The organism is Agrobacterium leguminum, from assembly GCF_015704895.1.
Lineage (GTDB): Bacteria > Pseudomonadota > Alphaproteobacteria > Rhizobiales > Rhizobiaceae > Agrobacterium > Agrobacterium leguminum.
On sequence record NZ_JADQWB010000007.1, the window covers coordinates 176485 to 193413 of the forward strand.

Below are 16929 nucleotides of genomic sequence, written 5' to 3' on the forward strand. Positions count from 1 at the left end.
ATTGATTTACATATTTCTTGATGTTATGCAAGAAAAACGAGAGCGGCCCTGAGGAGGAATTGCATGACCGTCGTACCCGTTACATCCGCTGATCTCGATGCTGCCGAGGTCTCCTGGTTTTCCGCTTTGTGTTCCGATGACTACGCCTATCTTGGTGTGCCGGATGGCAGCCTGCGCTCCAGTTTCGAACATTGTTCCGATATCGTCAAAAAGGCCGAAGAACTCGGCTTTCGCAACATCCTCTGCCCTTCCTCCTATCAGGTGGGGCAGGATACGCTGAGCTTCGTCGCCGGCTGTGCGCCGATCAGCGACCGCATCAATTTTCTTGCTGCTATCCGTTGCGGCGAGATGCAGCCGATCATGCTGGCGCGCACGGTGGCGACGCTCGACCACATGCTGAAAGGCCGCCTGACGCTCAACGTCATCAGCTCCGATTTCCCCGGCGAAGTGGCCGATAGCGCCTTTCGCTACAAGCGCAGCCATGAGGTGGTTGAGATTCTGCGCCAGGCCTGGACGCGCGACACCATCGACCATGACGGCGAAATATACCAGTTCAAGGGCGTCTCCACCGAGCCGGCAAGACCCTATCAGCAGAATGGCGGACCGCTCCTTTATTTCGGTGGCTACTCGCCGGATGCGCTGGAACTCTGCGGCGCGCAATGCGACGTCTATCTGATGTGGCCGGAAACGAAGGACCAGCTTGCGGACCGCATGCGTGCCGCAAATGAGCGCGCCGCCGCCCATGGCCGCACGCTGGATTACGGCCTGCGCGTTCATATGGTGGTGCGCGATACCGAACAGGAAGCCCGCGAATATGCCGAACATCTTGTCTCGAAGCTCGATGACGAATATGGGCAACTGATCCGCAACCGCGCGCATGACAGCGGCTCGCTCGGCGTGTCGCATCAGGCGCGTGCCCGCGAACTCGCCGACAAGTTCGGTTATGTCGAACCCAATCTGTGGACCGGCATCGGCCGGGCGCGTTCGGGCTGCGGTGCGGCGCTGGTCGGTTCCACCGACAAGGTGCTTTCGGCGCTGGAGGAATACCAGAAGATGGGCATTCGCGCCTTCATCCTTTCCGGTTATCCGCATCTCGATGAGGCGGAGCACTTCGGCACCAAGGTTCTGCCGCAGATGAAAACCTGCTCCCTGCCGCATGCCTATGGCCGGGTGCCTTCTGAAACGCCGGCCACGCCGCTCGGCAACGGGGAACGCCACTGATGGAACGTATCGCTCTTTCCGACAAACTCGAACTCAGCCGCATCGTCTACGGCATGTGGCGCATCGGCGACGATGCCGATACCTCGCCCGCCCATGTGCAGGCCAAGATCGAGGCTTGCCTCGCGCAGGGCATCACCACCATGGATCAGGCCGATATTTACGGCGGATACACGGCGGAAGCCATTCTGGGGGCCGGCCTGAAAGCCGCTCCGGGGCTGCGTGACAGAATAGAAATCGTCACCAAATGCGGCATCGTTGCACCCGCAGGCCGTCACGCCGCCGCCCGCGTCAAACATTACGACACGACGGCCGGCCACATCAACGCCTCGGTCGAGGCATCGCTTCGCGACATGGGGACGGATCACGTCGACCTGCTGCTCATTCACCGTCCCGATCCGTTGATCGATGCGGAAGAAACCGGCAAGGCACTCGATGCGCTGGTGGCATCCGGCAAGGTCAAGGCCGTCGGCGTCTCCAACTTCCGCCCGTGGGATTTCTCCCTGCTGCAATCGGCGATGAGCAACCGGCTCGTGACCAACCAGATCGAAATGAGCCTTCTCGCCACGGATTGCTTCACCAATGGCGATCTGGCCTTCCTGCAGGAAAAGCGTGTTTCTCCAATGGCATGGTCGCCGCTTGGCGGCGGCTCGCTGTTCTCCGGTGCCCATGGCGGCACCATGGCCGCCCTGCAGCGCATCGGCAAGGAACAGGGCGTGGATGCCACGGCAGTGGCGATCGCCTGGCTTTTGCGGCATCCGGCCAAGATCGTGCCTGTGCTCGGCACCAACAATATCGAGCGTATCAGAACGGCGGCCGATGCCCTCAACGTGACGATGGACCGCCAGACGTGGTTCGAACTCTATACCCTTGCGCTTGGAAAAGAGGTGCCGTGATGACAGTGGCAGAGGCGATCAAAATGCCCAATGAGCATGTATTCGTTCCCGGCGGTGAAAACAGCCGCAGCTTCCGCAATGCGCTCGGCGCTTTCACGACAGGTGTGACGGTGGTGACCGCCACGACGCCGGAAGGGCCGATCGGTATGACGGTCAACAGCTTCGCATCCGTGTCGCTCGATCCGCCGTTGGTACTCTGGTCGCCGGCCAAAAGCTCGTCGCGTTATCAGGCCTTCAGCGGCGCCACCCATTTCGCCATCCATGTGCTCAGCGCCGATCAGGATGTGCTGAGCGCCCGCTTCACCCGCAACGGCCGCGCTTTCGATGATCTTGACTGGGAAATGAATGACGAGGGCGTTCCCGTCATTCCCGGCACGCTTGCCCGTTTCGAATGCCGGCAGGCGGCGTCCCACGATGCGGGCGACCACACCATCATCGTCGGCGAGGTGCTGCGCGCCGCCCATCGCGACGGGGACCCGCTATGCTTTTCGGGTGGAGCCTTTGGCCGGTTTTCGCGGCAATAAAAGAGCCTGGCTGGATTTTCATATTCTCTGACAGAGGTCTCTGTTATTGCAGCCGTAGCGCCGTAGCGGGTTTCGAGGCGCTGAAGCGCCTCGAAAATCTGCGTTAAGCGGCAACGGAATCCGGTTCGCCGGTCCCTTCCGGCTTCTGCGGTTCAGCGTGTTTTTCCGCCTTTTTCCGGCGGGAAAACAGCCCGGTGAGGAAATGGCCGAACCGGTCCATTTCCACGAAGATGACAGGCGTGATGAACAGCGTCAGCAATTGCGAGACGATGAGGCCGCCGACCACGGCGATGCCGAGCGGCTGGCGCAGTTCCGAACTCGCGCCCGAGCCGAGTGCGATGGGAAGCGCCCCAAGCAGCGCGCAGAAGGTCGTCATCATTATCGGCCGGAAACGGCGCACGCAGGCCTCGTGAATGGCGGTTGCGGGCGGTTCGGCCTTTTCGCGCATCAGTTCCACCGCGACATCGATCATCATGATCGCGTTTTTCTTGACGATGCCGATCAGCATCAGCAGGCCGATCAGCGCGATGATCGAGAAATCCATGCCCATCACCTTCAGCGCCACCAGTGCGCCGAAGGCCGCCGCCGGCAGGCCGGAGAGGATGGTCAGCGGGTGGATGAAGCTCTCGTAAAGCACGCCTAGAACCACATAGATGGTCAGCACCGCCGCCAGAATGAGGATGCCGGTATTGCCCTGGCTCTGCTGGAAGATCGCCGCCGTGCCGCCATAGCTGGTGAAGACATCCTGCGGCAGGCCTATCGTGCTCTTGATCTGATCGATCCGGCTTGTGGCATCGGAAAGCGCCACGCCGTCCGGCAGGTTGAAGGAGATGGTGGTGGAGACGAGCTGGCCGGTCTGGTTGATGGTGACAGGCGCCTGCGTGCGGGTGAGGGTGGCGAAGTTTGAAAGCGGAACCAGAACGCCCGATTTCGCCGAAAGAATGTTGATATCGCTGAGGAAATCATCATTCCACGGTTTCGAGCTGTCGAATTCCACAATCACGTCGTAGCTGTCGCCGGTGGACTGGATCTGTGCCGCCGTATAACCGCCAAAGGACATTTCCAGCGTCTTGCGCAACTGGTCATTGGTGATGCCGAAGGCGGCGGCCTTTTCCGGATCGACGGAAATCGTCGCGGCGATCGCGCCGTTCTGGGCGTCCGAGGTGACGGAGGTAAAGGTGTGGTCGCGGCGCATCGCCTCCATCAGCTTGTTCGACCATTCATTGGTCGTGTCGGCATTCAGGCCCTGAACGACGAGCTGGTATTGGCTGGCGGAGCTGCGCCCGCCGAAACGCAGGCTCTGCTGCGGATTGATATAGGTGCGGATGCCCGCCACTTTCGATGTGGCCTGCCCCAGTTCCGCCAGCACCTGGCTGAGCGGCGCGCGCTCTTCCTTGGGCTTCAGCTCCACGAACATCGAGCCGTTGTTCAGCGGGTTACGGGAATTGCCGCCGACAATGGAGGTGACATGCACCACGGCCGGATTCTTGCGGATCTGATCGGCGACCTGAGCCTGGAGATCGCGCATCGCCGTATAGGAAATATCCTCACGCGCCTGTGTTGAAACCGAAAGACGGCCAATATCTTCCTGGGGAAAGAAGCTGGAGGGCAGGGTTTCGAAGAGATAGAGCGATGCCGCGACCGAAGCGAGAAACGATGCCAAAACGATGCGGCGATGGGAGAGGCACCAGCCGACGGCGCGGCCATAGGCGCGCAGCGTGCGTTCGAAACCCGCATCGAACCAGCGGATGATCGCCGGTGGTCTGGAGGAGTGGCCGGAGAGGCGCGAAGCGAGCATCGGCGTCACCGTCAGCGAGACCAGCGCCGAGGCCATGATCGCGAGCGTGACAACCATGCCGAATTCGTTGAAGAGCCTGCCAATGACGCCGCCCATCAACAGGATGGGAATGAAGACCGCAACCAGCGAGACGGACATGGAGAGAATGGTGCTGCTGACCTCCGCCGCGCCCTGAAGGGCCGCTTCACGCATGGGCAGGCCTTTTTCATGCAGGCGCAGGATGTTTTCCAGCATGACGATGGCGTCGTCCACCACCAGCCCCACCGAAAGTGTCAGGCCGAGCAGCGAGATATTGTCGATGCTGTAGCCCAGAACATACATCATGCCGAAGGCGGTGATGAGAGACAGAGGCACGGCAAGGCCCGGAATGATGGTTGCCGTCAGGTGCCCCGTGAAGAGATAGATGACCGCGACCACCAGCCCGATGGTGAGAAACAGCGTGAACTGCACGTCCGAAATCGCGTCCTTGATAGCGGTTGAGGCGTCATTCATGACGTTGATATTGACCGAAGGCGGCAATTGCTGGTGAAGCGCCGGCAGCTTGGCCTTGATGGCGTCCACTACGTCCACGGTATTGGCGTCCGGCTGACGCTGGACGGCGAGAACGATGGCCTGTTCGCCGTCGAACCAGCTGCCGGCATTGGTGTTGTCGATGCTGTCGGTGACATTGGCGATATCGCCGAGATGGATCGGTGCGCCATTATTCGTCGAGACGACCAGCGAGCGGAAGGCGGCCGCATTGGTGCGCTGGGTATCGGCCTCGATCGTCAGGCGCTGATTGTCGTTCTGCAACGCCCCGACGGGCACCTGATTATTCGCCTGGGCGATGGCGGTGGTGACGGTGTCGACGCCGAGCCCTCTTGCCTGAAGCTGGGCCGGATCGAGGCCGATACGCACGGCATAGGTCTGCGCGCCATAGATGCTCACCTGCGCGACGCCCGATATGGTGGAAAGAAGCGGCGAGATGATGTTCTCGGCGATTTCATCGACCTTGCTGGTCGGCATCTCCTTGCTGTTGACGGCAAGCAGCAGCACCGGCGCATCGGCTGGGTTGGTCTTGCGATAGCTCGGCGTTGTCGTCATGTTGCTCGGCAATTGCCGCTGCGCGCGGGAAATCGCGGCCTGCACATCGGCCGCCGCTGCATCGATATCGCGGTTGAGATCGAACTGCAGCACGATCGAGCTGTTGCCGAGCGTATTGGTGGCGCTGATTTCGCTGACGCCGGGAATGGTCTCGAACTGCTTGACCAGCGGTGTGGTGACCGATGTGGCCATGGTTTGTGGCGAAGCGCCGGAAAGCGACGAGGAAACGTTGATCGTCGGGAAATCCACCTTCGGCAGGGCGGCTACGGGCAGCAGGCGGAAGCCGGCAAGCCCGGCCAGCACCAGGCCGATGGCGAGAAGCGTGGTGGCGACGGGCCGGTTGATGCAGAAATTGGGGATCATTGGTCGCCAACCTTTTCCTGCGGAATATTGGCGGCCAGATTGCCGGCCGCGCCGCCCTTGTCGGAAAATTGCTCGACCACGAACTGGCCGTCGGCAAGTTCGGATTGACCCTCGATAATCACATGCTCGCCACCATTGAGGCCGCTTGCGATGGCGGTAAGATCGCCATTCGAGCGGGCGACTTCCACCGGCGTCATATGGGCATGATGCTCGCTATCGACGGTATAGACGAAGTTGCCCTTCGGCCCCGGCCGCACGGCAACCGTCGGTACGACGATCATTTCATCGTCCGACACGAAGTGGGCCGTGACGTTGACGGACTGGCCGGGCCATAAAAGACCACGATCGTTCTTGAATTCCGCCTTGGCCAGCACCGTACCGGAGGTCTGGTCCACCGTATTGTCGTAGAACCGCAGTACGCCGCTCATCGGTTCGCCCCCCGTCGCCGCGGGGTCGACATCGACTGCGGTATCCTTCGCCACGCCTTCGCGCAATTGCGGTAGATAGCGCTGTGAGAGCCGGAAACTGACCGAAATCGGATCGTATTTGGTGATCGTCACGATATTGACGCCGGCGCTGAGATAGGCGCCGGGGCTGACGCTGATATCGCCGAGTCGCCCATCGAAGGGGGCACGGATTTCCATATGTTCGAGCGTCACCTGGTCGGAGGCAAGCGTTGCCTTGTCGGCATCGATCTTGGCGCTGGCGCTATCCCGCGCCGCCCTTGCCTGATCCAGCACCTGCTGGGATTCCGCACTCTGCTTGACGAGATTGGCGGCGCGCTGGAAGGCGGCCTCCGTCTGTTCCAGCGTTGCCTGATCGGCGGCGATATTGGCCTTGTCCTTGTCGACAGCGGCGCGGGCGATGCGGTCATCCATCTTGAGGATAAGGTCGCCCGCCTTGATATGCTGACCGTCCTTCGCCTCGATTTCCATGACGAGGCCGGCCTGAAGCGGCGCGATATTGGTGATGTCGGCCGCAACCGCCCAGCCCGTCGCCGTTGCATCCATCGGCAGCGTCGCCTTGCCGGCGGCGATGGTGCTGACGGTGGGTGGCCCGCCATTGCGCCGCCCTCCGCCCTGTCTTTGTCCCTGCTGCCGGGCTGGTTGGCCGCTTTGGGAGGACTGCGTCGCCGTTTCGGCGTCGGCCCTGGGAGATACGCTGGCAAATTGCTTGAGATAGGGGACTTGATCGAGCGGCAGGCGATCCTTGAAATACCAGGCACCGGCGGCTGCGATGGCAAGAACGCTGAGAGCGGTCCAGAAACGTTTCATCTGACGATTCCGCGTAATGAGAGCGATACATGTTTACCGAACATGTGCGGTAAGCCTTGGGAGCAGCTTTCCCCCACAAGACACCCAATGCGCTGCGAAATCACCTTAAACTTTTGTAATGGCGGCGACAATGACCGTCGCTATATGCCTTGTCTTTTGGGGGTAGCAGACGGTTTCGGTTCCTCCCCCGTGCAATGCGTGACCATGTTCCCGTTCGCCGCTGGTTCCGGCCAAAGAAAAAGCCGCCTCGTTTCCGGGGCGGCTCTGGCATGAACGGCGAAAAGCCTCCGATTAGAAGGCCCGGATGGCGTTGCGGGTCGCAAGCACGTCCTCGGCGACATTGCCTGTCGTTGCCGGTACGGAGCCGACGAGATCCAGGAACTTGTAAAGTTCGGTGGCCTGCGAGTTGGTGACATAGATGATGTCGCGATCCTGCATCGGGAACTTCGTGGCGGCGAAGAAGGTCGACGGATCGCGCAGATTGGCGCGGAAGATGACCGGAACGTCCTGTCCGGGGAACTTCGACGTATTGATGCCGAGCTTCACGAGAAGATCGCGCTTGACGATACGATAGACATAGACCTGAGCCGGGTCGGCACGGGAATCGAGCAGTCCACCCGCTTTGCCGAGTGCATCCGAAAGCTTGAGATCGGCATCCTCGAACTCGAAACGTCCGTTGAGGCCCGAAGCGCCGAAGGCAAGGTAAGTGCGGCGTTCACGCTCCACCATGATCGTGTCACCCGGAACCACATAGATGTTTTCGGACGGCGTGCTGACGAGGTGGTTGTAGTTGACGCGGGCGGTCTTGCCGCGGCGGATCAGCGTGACATAGGATTCGATATTCGGGGCGCTGAGGCCCTTTGCATAGGAGATGACGTCGAGAACCCGATCGCCCGCTTCCGAAAGCTGAACCTTCGTCGGTTCCTTGACGTCGCCCAGCACGGAGGCCTGTGCGGAGCGGCTGGAAATCTTGGTGATGAGAACCTGCGGCTCGATGGCGCGGTTGGCGAGCCGTTCCTCGATTTCGCTCTGCACATCCTCGACATTGCGGCCGGTGGCGCGAATCTTGCCCGCATAGGGAACGCTGATATTGCCTTCCCGGTCCACGGTCTGGTTCGGCAGGCTGATGAAGTTGCCGGGACGGCTGCCGGCGTCGTTCGGAATGAACAGGCCGCCGGCCTGGCTTTCAAAGATCGCGACCTGCACCACGTCGCCGACGCCCATCGGCAGCGCCGGAACGCCGCCCTTGCCGCCGCCGAAACTGCCGAGCAGAGTGGTGGTTGTGGTGTCGCCGACATAATTGAGTACGGAGCTGTTGATGTCGAGCAGCGCGTAGTCGACACCGGCGGTTTTCTGCTTGTCCTTGGAGGCGAATTTCACGGAAGCGTTAGATTCGATCGAGGCTGCATCGGGGCCGGAGGCCGCAGTAACCGTGCAACCCGCCAGTGCTGCAGAGGTAAGCAGAATCGAAACATTCAATAAACGCATTTGGTCCTCGAAATGAATGCCGTCCGAAAAGCAGAAATAATCCGGACATCGTATAAGTTTTTAAAAATAAGCACTTCATAAATGACACCGGTAAAGGAAATCCAAACCGGCATTACATCCGTTCAGCGGAATCGCATCCCGGGATGTTTACGTCCCCTATCAGGCATATGCCCAATTTCAGACGATGCTTCAAGTTCATCATCGCTCAACTGCGCCGAAAAATTCCGGGCGAGGCACGATGTTCGAATCCCCTGACGGTGTCAGTATTGTTGCGCTTCAATATTCAGTTGGATGCCATAATCTCTTTGATTGCTGCATTGCGCTAGTGCAGTTTTGTCACGCTTGCGCGGTTTCTTTTGCTGTTGACTTGCATGAAGACTAATCAATTGTTTTGTAAATGTTTTTATGTGCCCGTCACGCCCGTTCAGCCAGTGCGAAATTCACGGTGTCCGCGAATTCCCGCAGGAAACGCTCGCGTGAGAAGCGGGCGGCATTGTTGATGCAGGCGTTCTTGTCGAAGCGGTCGGAATTGTCGACGAACTCCTGTACGGCGGCGCAGATCGCCTCCGGTGTCTGCTCACCGAAATAAAGGCCGGTCGGATGGTTGGAGGCGCCGAGCGGAACGACGGTTTCCAGCACGCCGCCCTTGCCATAGGCGATGACCGGTGTGCCGAGCGCCTGGGATTCGACGGGCACGATGCCGAAATCGTCTTCTGCTGCAAAAACAAAGGCCCTGGCCTCGGCCATGTATTTGTGAAGCTCGTCATTGCCGACGAAACCGAGGATTTCGACATTCGGCGTGGCGATTTCGCGGATGCGTTTCATGTCCGGCCCGTCGCCGATGACGACCAGCCGTTTGTCGGGCATCTTTGCAAAGGCCTCCACGATCAGGTGCACCTTCTTGTAGGGCACGAGCCGCGATGCCGTGACGAAATAGTCACCCTTAAGCTCGGACGGGGAAAGATGGGACGTGTCCACCGGCGGATAGATCACGGTGGAATCGCGGCCATAACACTTGCGCACTCGGTTACGGATGAATTTGGAGTTGACCGTCATCAAGTCGACACCGTTGGCGGTGCGGATGTCCCACATGCGGATATAGTGCAGAATGGCGCGCGCGATCCATGAGGTGAAGCCGCGCGTCAGTCTGGTTTCCTTGAGATACTGGTGCTGGAGGTCCCAGGCGTAGCGGATGGGGCTATGGATATAGGAGACGTGAAACTGGCCCGGGCCGGTGATGACGCCCTTGGCAACCGCATAGCTCGAGGAAATCACCAGATCGTAGCCGCTCAGATCGAACTGTTCGATGGCAAGCGGCATCAGAGGCAGATAGGAGCGGTATTTTTTCCGGGCGAAAGGCAGCTTCTGGATGAAGGAAGTGTTGACGGGACGGCCGCCGAGAAACCCCCGGTCGCGCTCGCTCATGAAATCGACAAGGCAGTACAGATCCGCGTGAGGATAAATTTCAAGAAGGTTGTGAAGCACTTTTTCGGCCCCGCCTCTGTCGGTGAGCCAGTCATGCACGATTGCCGTCTTCATAATTTCCTCAATAATTTCAACGTAATAAAAATTAATGTTCCGCCATGGAATAAAGTTTGGCGGTGTAGAATATCAGGTCTGTCTGCAGCCCTTGAAAATACGGCTGGCGGCGTCAAATGGCGTAATTATTAATAAGAATATGCGGGTATGTCTGTGGCGGCCTAGCGTTAGTCCGCTCTTTAATAGCACTTTGTTCGCAAATGCGAAATATCCAACCTTCTTAATTCCCTTTTCTTCCTGTGCAGTCAAACGCCGGTCGTCATGCCCTCTCTTCCAGCCGGAAAAGATGGATATCACGGCACGTCGCTTTTTTGGCGAAACTCCCGTTTTTTCATCGCCTTAAACGGTGCCGCTTTCTTTCGCAAAGACCTGTCTTGCGTTTCGCCGATCATGGAAACCCATCATCGTGCCGCATTGTCATTGACAAGGCGTCTTATCGAGATATTCTGTTATAAAGATGCATATAACATAATAATGGAACACATGAGAGCTGGGAGCTTGACCATGAGACGTAAACTTGCATTTCTCGCCACCGCCGCTTTGCTGCTTGCGCCGGGTGTAATGATGGCTGCGGAGAAGGGTGGCGTTATCAATGTCGCCACGATCGGCGAGCCGCCGACCCTCGATCCCATGGCGTCTACCGCCGATCTCGTCGGCATCGTCACGCAGCATATTTTCGAAACGCTCTATACCTTCGACAAGGGCTGGAAGGTGACGCCGCTTCTGGCGGAAAGCCTGCCCGAGATCAGTGCGGACGGCAAAACCTACACGATCAAGCTCAGGCAGGGCATCAAGTTCCATGACGGCAGCGACATGACGTCCGAAGATGTCGTCGCCTCGCTCGGCCGCTGGATGAAGATCGCCTCGCGCGGCAAACAGGCAGCCGGCTTTATCGACAATATCTCCGCGCCGGATGCCGGAACGGTGACGATCTCCCTCAAGCAGCCCTATGCGCCGCTCGCCTCGCTGCTCGCCTTCAACAATTCCGCAGCCATCATCCTGCCGGCCGAAAAGCAGGCGGAGCCGATGGCCGAATTCATCGGCACCGGCCCCTATATGCTGAAGGAACGCAAGGCCGACCAATATATCCAGCTCGTGCGCTTCGATGGTTACAAGTCCCGCGATGGCGAAAGCGACGGTTATGGCGGCGCACGCCATCAGTATCTCGATGAAATCCGCTTCGTTCCGGTGCCCGATCCGAATACCCGCGTCGAAGCCGCCGTTTCCGGGCAATATGATTATGTCGATTCCATACCGGTGGAATCCTTCGGCAAGGTGAAGTCGTCGTCTGCCTCGCAGCCTTTGATGCTGAAGCCTTTCGGTTATCCGGTCTTCGTGTTCAACACGAAGGAGGGGCTTTCTTCCAAGCTGGAGGTCCGCAAGGCGGTGACCGAAGCGCTGAACATGGAGGATATGCTGGCGGCTGCATTCGGCAGCACGGATTTCTATGCGCTCGACGGCGCCTATTATCCCGATAATTTCTCCTGGCATTCGGAAGAGGGCGTCGAGGGCAATTACAATCTTGGCAACCCGGAAGCCGCCGCCGAAAAGCTGAAGGCGGCCGGTTACAACGGCGAGCCGCTGCGCATCCTCACCAGCCGCCAGTATGAGTTCCATTACAAGATGGCGCAGGTCGCGGCGGAATATCTGAAGCTTGCCGGTTTCAAGGTGGATATGCAGGTAGTGGACTGGGCGACGCTGACGCAGCGCCGCGCCGACCCGAAGCTCTGGGATATCTACATCACCCACAGCCCCTTCCTGCCGGAGCCGGCGCTGATCGGTGCGCTCTCCACCGGCTCGCCGGGTTGGTGGGATACGCCGGCGCGCAAGGCGGCGGTTGACGCCTTCACCTCGGAAGCCGATCCGGAGAAACGCGTCGCGCTCTGGGCCAATGTGCAGAAGACGATCTATGCCGAGCTGCCGCTCATCAAGATCGGCGACTTCAATGCTGTGGCGGCCAAGTCCAACAAGCTGGAAGGCGTCGATCCGGCTCCATGGCCGTATTTCTGGAATGCATCGGTTACGAAATAAGGCCGGCACCGCACGCCGTCATCCCGGCCTTGAGCCGGGGTCCAGCGCGATCAAGTCCTTGGTCGCAAGAGACCTTTTCACCACGCGGACGCGTGGTGGCTGGATGCCGGATCAAGTCCGGCATGACGGAAGTGCGCAGTCGATCTTTAAGCAACCCGGTTCAACCATCGCCTGATAGCGGCAATCACGCGCCTTGGAGCCTTCATACGTGATACGGTATATTTTCCAGAGACTTGCGGGAATGATCGTGGTGATGTTCCTCGTCGTCACCATCGTCTTCGTCATCCTGCGCGTAACACCCGGAGATCCTGCCGCCGTGATGCTGGGGCCGGATGCCTCGGCGCAGGATATTGCGGAGCTGCGCAGCCGGCTCGGTCTCGATCAGTCGCTCGGCGTGCAATATGTCTATTATATCGGGCAATTGCTGAAGGGCGATCTCGGCCAGTCGATCTTTCTCAACATGCCGGTTGGCTCAGCGCTGCTGGACCGGGCCGAACCGACCTTTTTCCTGACGATCTTTTCGCTGCTGATCGCGAGCGTCATCGCGCTTCCCATCGGCATTTACGCCGCTTACCGGCGCGGTTCCTTCGTGGATCAGGCAGCGACCACGGTGGCGATGCTGGCGGCGAGCATCCCGAGCTTCTGGCTCGGCCTCATCCTCATGCAGGTCTTCGCCGTGCGGCTCGATCTGTTCCCGGTGTCGGGTTATGGCGGGCCGGGTGCCAGCTTCATGGAGCGCATGTATCACCTGACCTTGCCGGCCATCGCGCTTGGCCTCGTCTCTTCGGCCCTCATTCTGCGCTTCACCCGCGCCTCGATGCTGGATGTTCTCGGCGACGATTATGTCCGCACTGCGAGAGCCAAGGGCGTCAAGGAGCGCCGGGTGGTGATGAAACACGCGCTGAAGAATGCGCTCATCCCCATCCTCACCGTGCTTGGCCTTACCGCCGCCGTCTTGATTTCCGGTGCAGTGGTGACGGAAACCGTCTTCGGCCTGCCGGGCGTCGGCAATCTCGTCGTTTCGGCCGTTCTCCGGCGCGATTATCCGGTCATCCAGGGCGCGCTTCTCGTCATCGCCGGGCTTTACGTGCTCATCAATTTTGCAATCGACATGCTTTATCTGCTGGTCGATCCGAGGGTTCGTTACTGATGGCCGATATTGTTTCCACCGCCCCGCCGGCACGCAACCCGACCGTCCTTTTCATTCGGCGTCTTCTGAAACGCAAGACGGTCGCTGCCGGTCTCATCGTGCTGCTCGTCTTCGTGCTGCTCGCGGTTTTCGCGCCGATGATCGCGCCTTATTCACCTTCGAAACTGTCGATCGTCAATCGTCTGAAACCGCCGAGTGAGCTTTACTGGTTCGGCACCGATGAGTTCGGTCGCGACGTCTTCTCGCGCACTATCTATGCCGGAAGGCTGTCGCTTCTGGTCGGTGCCGCCGTGGTGGCGCTTTCGGCGCTGATCGGCATCACGCTAGGCCTGCTCGCTGGTTTCTTCCAGAAGCTGGATACGCCGATTGCGCGGTTGATCGACGCGATGATGGCCTTTCCGGATATTCTGCTCGCCATCGCGCTGGTGGCGGCGCTCGGCCCGTCGCTGACGACTGTCATCATCGCACTTGCTGTCGTTTATTCGCCGCGCCTTGCCCGCATCGTGCGCGCCTCGACGCTGGTGATCCGTGAACTGCCCTATGTGGAGGCGGCGAAGGCGCTCGGCATTTCCACTTTTCACATCATGACGCGGCATGTGCTGCGCAATCTGGTTTCGCCGATCCTCGTGCAATGCACCTTCCTCTTCGCCAGCGCCATGCTGGCCGAGGCCGGCCTGTCGTTTCTGGGGCTTGGTGTCAGCCCTGAAATTCCGACCTGGGGAACCATGATCTCCGCCGGCCGCCAATATATCGGCCAGGCCGACTGGATGACCTATTTCCCCGGCTTTGCCATCATTCTTTCCGTGCTGTCGCTGCAAATGGTCGGTGACGGGCTGCGGGACATGCTCGACCCAAGACTGCGAAGGGATTTGTAATATGACGTCCGGTGAACAGGCGAAAACGCCTCTTCAAGCTCCCATTCTTCTCACCAATGTCAAACCCGTCGGTTTCGGAAAGGGTGCACCACAGGCTTCGACCGATATTCTGATCGGCGGCGATGGCAAGATCGCCGCGGTTGGGCCTGGCATTCAAGCGCCTGCTGATGCGCAGCGCATCGATGCCAAGGGTGCCTTCGTCTCGCCCGGCTGGGTCGATCTGCACGTGCATATCTGGCACGGCGGCACCGATATCTCCATCCGCCCCTCCGAATGCGGGGCCGAGCGCGGCGTGACGACGCTGGTGGATGCCGGTTCGGCGGGTGAGGCGAATTTCCACGGTTTCCGGGAATATATCATCGAGCCCTCGAAGGAGCGCATTAAGGCCTTCCTCAATCTCGGCTCCATCGGGCTCGTCGCCTGTAACCGCGTGCCTGAACTGCGGGATATCAAGGATATCGATCTCGATCGTATCATCGAATGTTACGCCGAAAACAGCGAACATATCGTCGGCCTCAAGGTGCGGGCAAGCCATGTCATCACCGGCTCCTGGGGCGTCACACCGGTCAAGCTCGGCAAGAAGATCGCCAAGATCCTGAAAGTGCCGATGATGGTGCATGTGGGCGAACCGCCGGCACTTTATGACGAGGTACTGGAAATTCTCGGCCCCGGCGATGTCGTGACCCATTGCTTCAACGGCAAATCGGGTTCCAGCATCATGGAAGACGAGGACCTCTTCAACCTTGCCGAACGCTGCGCCGGTGAAGGCATCCGGCTGGATATCGGCCATGGCGGCGCATCCTTCTCCTTCAAGGTGGCGGAAGCGGCGATTGTACGCGGCCTTTTGCCCTTTTCTATCTCCACGGATTTGCACGGCCACTCGATGAATTTCCCGGTCTGGGATCTGGCGACGACCATGTCGAAGCTGCTGTCGGTCGATATGCCTTTCGAAAATGTCGTCGAGGCCGTTACCCGCAATCCGGCCTCCGTCATCCGCCTCGATATGGAAAACCGTCTCGATGTTGGCCAGCGCGCCGATTTCACCATTTTCGATCTAGTGGATTCCGATCTGGAAGCGACCGATTCCAATGGCGATGTGGCGCGCCTAACGCGTCTGTTCGAGCCGCGTTACGCGGTCATTGGCGCCGAGGCGATTGCCGCCAGCCGTTACATTCCAAGGGCGCGCAAGCTCGTGCGCCACAGCCATGGTTATTCCTGGCGCTGAACCCAAATGGACAGGGCGGAGGAGGGCAACCCCTCCGTCTTCCGCAGAGATTAAGGGATACCCGTCCCTGTATTATGAGGAATTCGCGTGAAACAGTCTTCGCTTGAGGCAGAGGGGCGTCATTCGCCCTACGACCGGCTCGCCGCGCTCGGCATCTCCCTGCCGCCGCCACCGCCGCCGATTGCCAATTTCGTCACGCATGTGGTGGAAGGCAACATGCTTTATCTTTCGGGGCAGGGGCCGCGGGAGGAAAACGGCCATCTTTACGCCGGCAAGGTGGGCGCGGAAATCGGGCTGGAAGAGGCCTATAACCATGCGCGGCTCACCGGCATCAATCTGCTTGCCGTCATGCATGAGGCGCTGGGAGACCTGTCGCGGGTGAAGAAGGTGGTTAAGCTGCTCGGCATGGTCAATGCGGTCAGCGATTTCCGCGATCACCCGAGCGTCATTAATGGCTGCTCCGATCTCTTCATCGATGTGTTCGGCGATGCGGGACAACATGCCCGCTCCGCCGTCGGTTTCGGCTCGCTGCCGGGTAACATCACCGTTGAGATAGAAGCCATCGTCGCGCTCAAGGATTGAGGCCGTTCAATGGTTGCGCCAGCCCATCAGCTTTTCGATCCGTTCCGCCGAAACCCTGACCTGTTCGGTGTAATGGTTTTCGTCTGCCAGCACCTTCTGTTCCGGCAGCACGATGGAAATCGTCGCAACGCATTCGCCCCTGTTGTCGCAGATCGGCGAGGCGATGCAGGCGACGGCGTAATCGGATTCGGCGACCTGTATCGACAGCCTGTCATGGAAGGCCGCACCTGCCGATTGCGACAGGGTCTCCGGGTTGATTTCCGCGCGACCGGTCGGCGAGGTGCGGGCGCAGCGCCTGAAAAGCTCGACACGTTCAGCCTCCGGCAAATGACCGACGAGCAGGCGGCCGGATGCCGTCCAGTTCAGGGGAACACGGGTGCCGACGCGGGACGCGACCTGAAAATGGCTTGGACCATCGGCCATGGCCAGAACAAGCATATGGTCGCCATCGCGGCCACAAAGCTGCACGGTCTCGCCCGCATGGCGGCACAGATCGTGCATTTCGTGGGTGGCGACACCCATGAAATCCAGCGAGCGGGCATAGGCGAGGCCATAATGGTAAAGCCGGGCGCCGAGCCAGATGTTGCCATCGGCATTGCGCGCAAGCATGTTCTTTTCGACGAGATCGTCGACGATCACATAGACGGTGGAAAGCGGCGCCTTTATCGCCTTGGCAATAGCGTAAGCGCCGGCTGGCGATCCGGTTTCGTAAAGGTAATCAATAACCTGAAGGGCGCGGTCGATGCCGCTGACGCGCGAGCGCTTGGCCGCCTTCGCGTCTGCGTTTTCGGCGCCCTCGGACAGGGCGGTTGAAGACGTTTCGTCCAGTTTATGGGCGTCCAATTTTGGCTCCTCACGGGTTTTGAGAAGCTATTACATTATT

General features: G+C 59.6%; 13 protein-coding genes. 8 read left to right on the plus strand and 5 right to left on the minus strand.

Annotation, left to right across the window (positions count from 1 at the left end):
• The first annotated feature begins 63 nt into the window (after positions 1–63).
• Genes I3J13_RS13075 through smoA form a run of 3 tightly spaced genes read left to right on the plus strand, consistent with a single transcriptional unit; the run spans position 64 to position 2638 of the window.
• Entirely contained in the window at positions 64–1221 is a 1158-nt protein-coding gene (locus tag I3J13_RS13075; protein ID WP_003519880.1) for an LLM class flavin-dependent oxidoreductase, read from the plus strand.
• A complete protein-coding gene (locus I3J13_RS13080) occupies positions 1221–2114 on the plus strand; it encodes an aldo/keto reductase (RefSeq protein WP_080854584.1) in 894 nt (297 codons plus the stop codon). The genes I3J13_RS13075 and I3J13_RS13080 overlap by 1 nt, the downstream gene beginning before the upstream one ends.
• Positions 2114–2638 carry an NADH-dependent FMN reductase SmoA gene (gene smoA, locus I3J13_RS13085; RefSeq protein WP_003519878.1) on the plus strand — a complete coding sequence of 175 codons (525 nt, stop codon included), beginning with the start codon at positions 2114–2116 and terminating at the stop codon, positions 2636–2638. Before I3J13_RS13080 ends, smoA begins: the two co-directional genes overlap by 1 nt.
• A gap of 103 nt (positions 2639–2741) precedes the next feature.
• Here the strand turns inward: smoA and I3J13_RS13090 are convergent, their stop codons facing one another.
• From I3J13_RS13090 to I3J13_RS13105, 4 genes are all read right to left on the minus strand, one after another.
• Positions 2742–5882, minus strand: a complete 3141-nt coding sequence (locus tag I3J13_RS13090; protein ID WP_196379060.1) for an efflux RND transporter permease subunit — start codon at positions 5880–5882, stop codon at positions 2742–2744.
• The gene (locus I3J13_RS13095; RefSeq protein ID WP_196379061.1) at positions 5879–7156 is read right to left on the minus strand and encodes an efflux RND transporter periplasmic adaptor subunit; all 1278 of its coding nucleotides are present in this window, start codon (positions 7154–7156) and stop codon (positions 5879–5881) included. The genes I3J13_RS13090 and I3J13_RS13095 overlap by 4 nt, the downstream gene beginning before the upstream one ends.
• A gap of 291 nt (positions 7157–7447) precedes the next feature.
• Positions 7448–8644 carry a polysaccharide biosynthesis/export family protein gene (locus I3J13_RS13100; protein WP_196379062.1) on the minus strand — a complete coding sequence of 399 codons (1197 nt, stop codon included), beginning with the start codon at positions 8642–8644 and terminating at the stop codon, positions 7448–7450.
• A 414-nt stretch (positions 8645–9058) separates the two neighbouring features.
• Positions 9059–10183: a glycosyltransferase family 4 protein gene (locus tag I3J13_RS13105; RefSeq protein ID WP_174057747.1), complete on the minus strand. Its 1125-nt coding sequence runs from the start codon at positions 10181–10183 to the stop codon at positions 9059–9061.
• Between the two features lie 504 nt (positions 10184–10687).
• Between I3J13_RS13105 and I3J13_RS13110 the strand changes: the two genes are divergently transcribed.
• The 5 genes from I3J13_RS13110 (at position 10688) to I3J13_RS13130 (ending at position 16046) form a co-directional block, all read left to right on the plus strand.
• Complete coding sequence (locus I3J13_RS13110) at positions 10688–12214, plus strand: ABC transporter substrate-binding protein (RefSeq protein ID WP_196379063.1); 1527 nt, start codon at positions 10688–10690, stop codon at positions 12212–12214.
• Between the two features lie 208 nt (positions 12215–12422).
• Positions 12423–13364 carry an ABC transporter permease gene (locus I3J13_RS13115; RefSeq protein WP_059758179.1) on the plus strand — a complete coding sequence of 314 codons (942 nt, stop codon included), beginning with the start codon at positions 12423–12425 and terminating at the stop codon, positions 13362–13364.
• A complete protein-coding gene (locus tag I3J13_RS13120) occupies positions 13364–14239 on the plus strand; it encodes an ABC transporter permease (RefSeq protein WP_065655629.1) in 876 nt (291 codons plus the stop codon). Before I3J13_RS13115 ends, I3J13_RS13120 begins: the two co-directional genes overlap by 1 nt.
• 1 nt (position 14240) lies before the next feature.
• Positions 14241–15464, plus strand: a complete 1224-nt coding sequence (locus tag I3J13_RS13125) for an amidohydrolase/deacetylase family metallohydrolase (protein ID WP_196379064.1) — start codon at positions 14241–14243, stop codon at positions 15462–15464.
• Between the two features lie 87 nt (positions 15465–15551).
• Entirely contained in the window at positions 15552–16046 is a 495-nt protein-coding gene (locus I3J13_RS13130) for a RidA family protein (protein WP_003519868.1), read from the plus strand.
• A gap of 6 nt (positions 16047–16052) precedes the next feature.
• On the opposite strand, the gene I3J13_RS13135 is transcribed toward I3J13_RS13130, so the two are convergent.
• Entirely contained in the window at positions 16053–16889 is an 837-nt protein-coding gene (locus I3J13_RS13135; protein ID WP_196379065.1) for an IclR family transcriptional regulator, read from the minus strand.
• Positions 16890–16929: the final 40 nt, after the last annotated feature.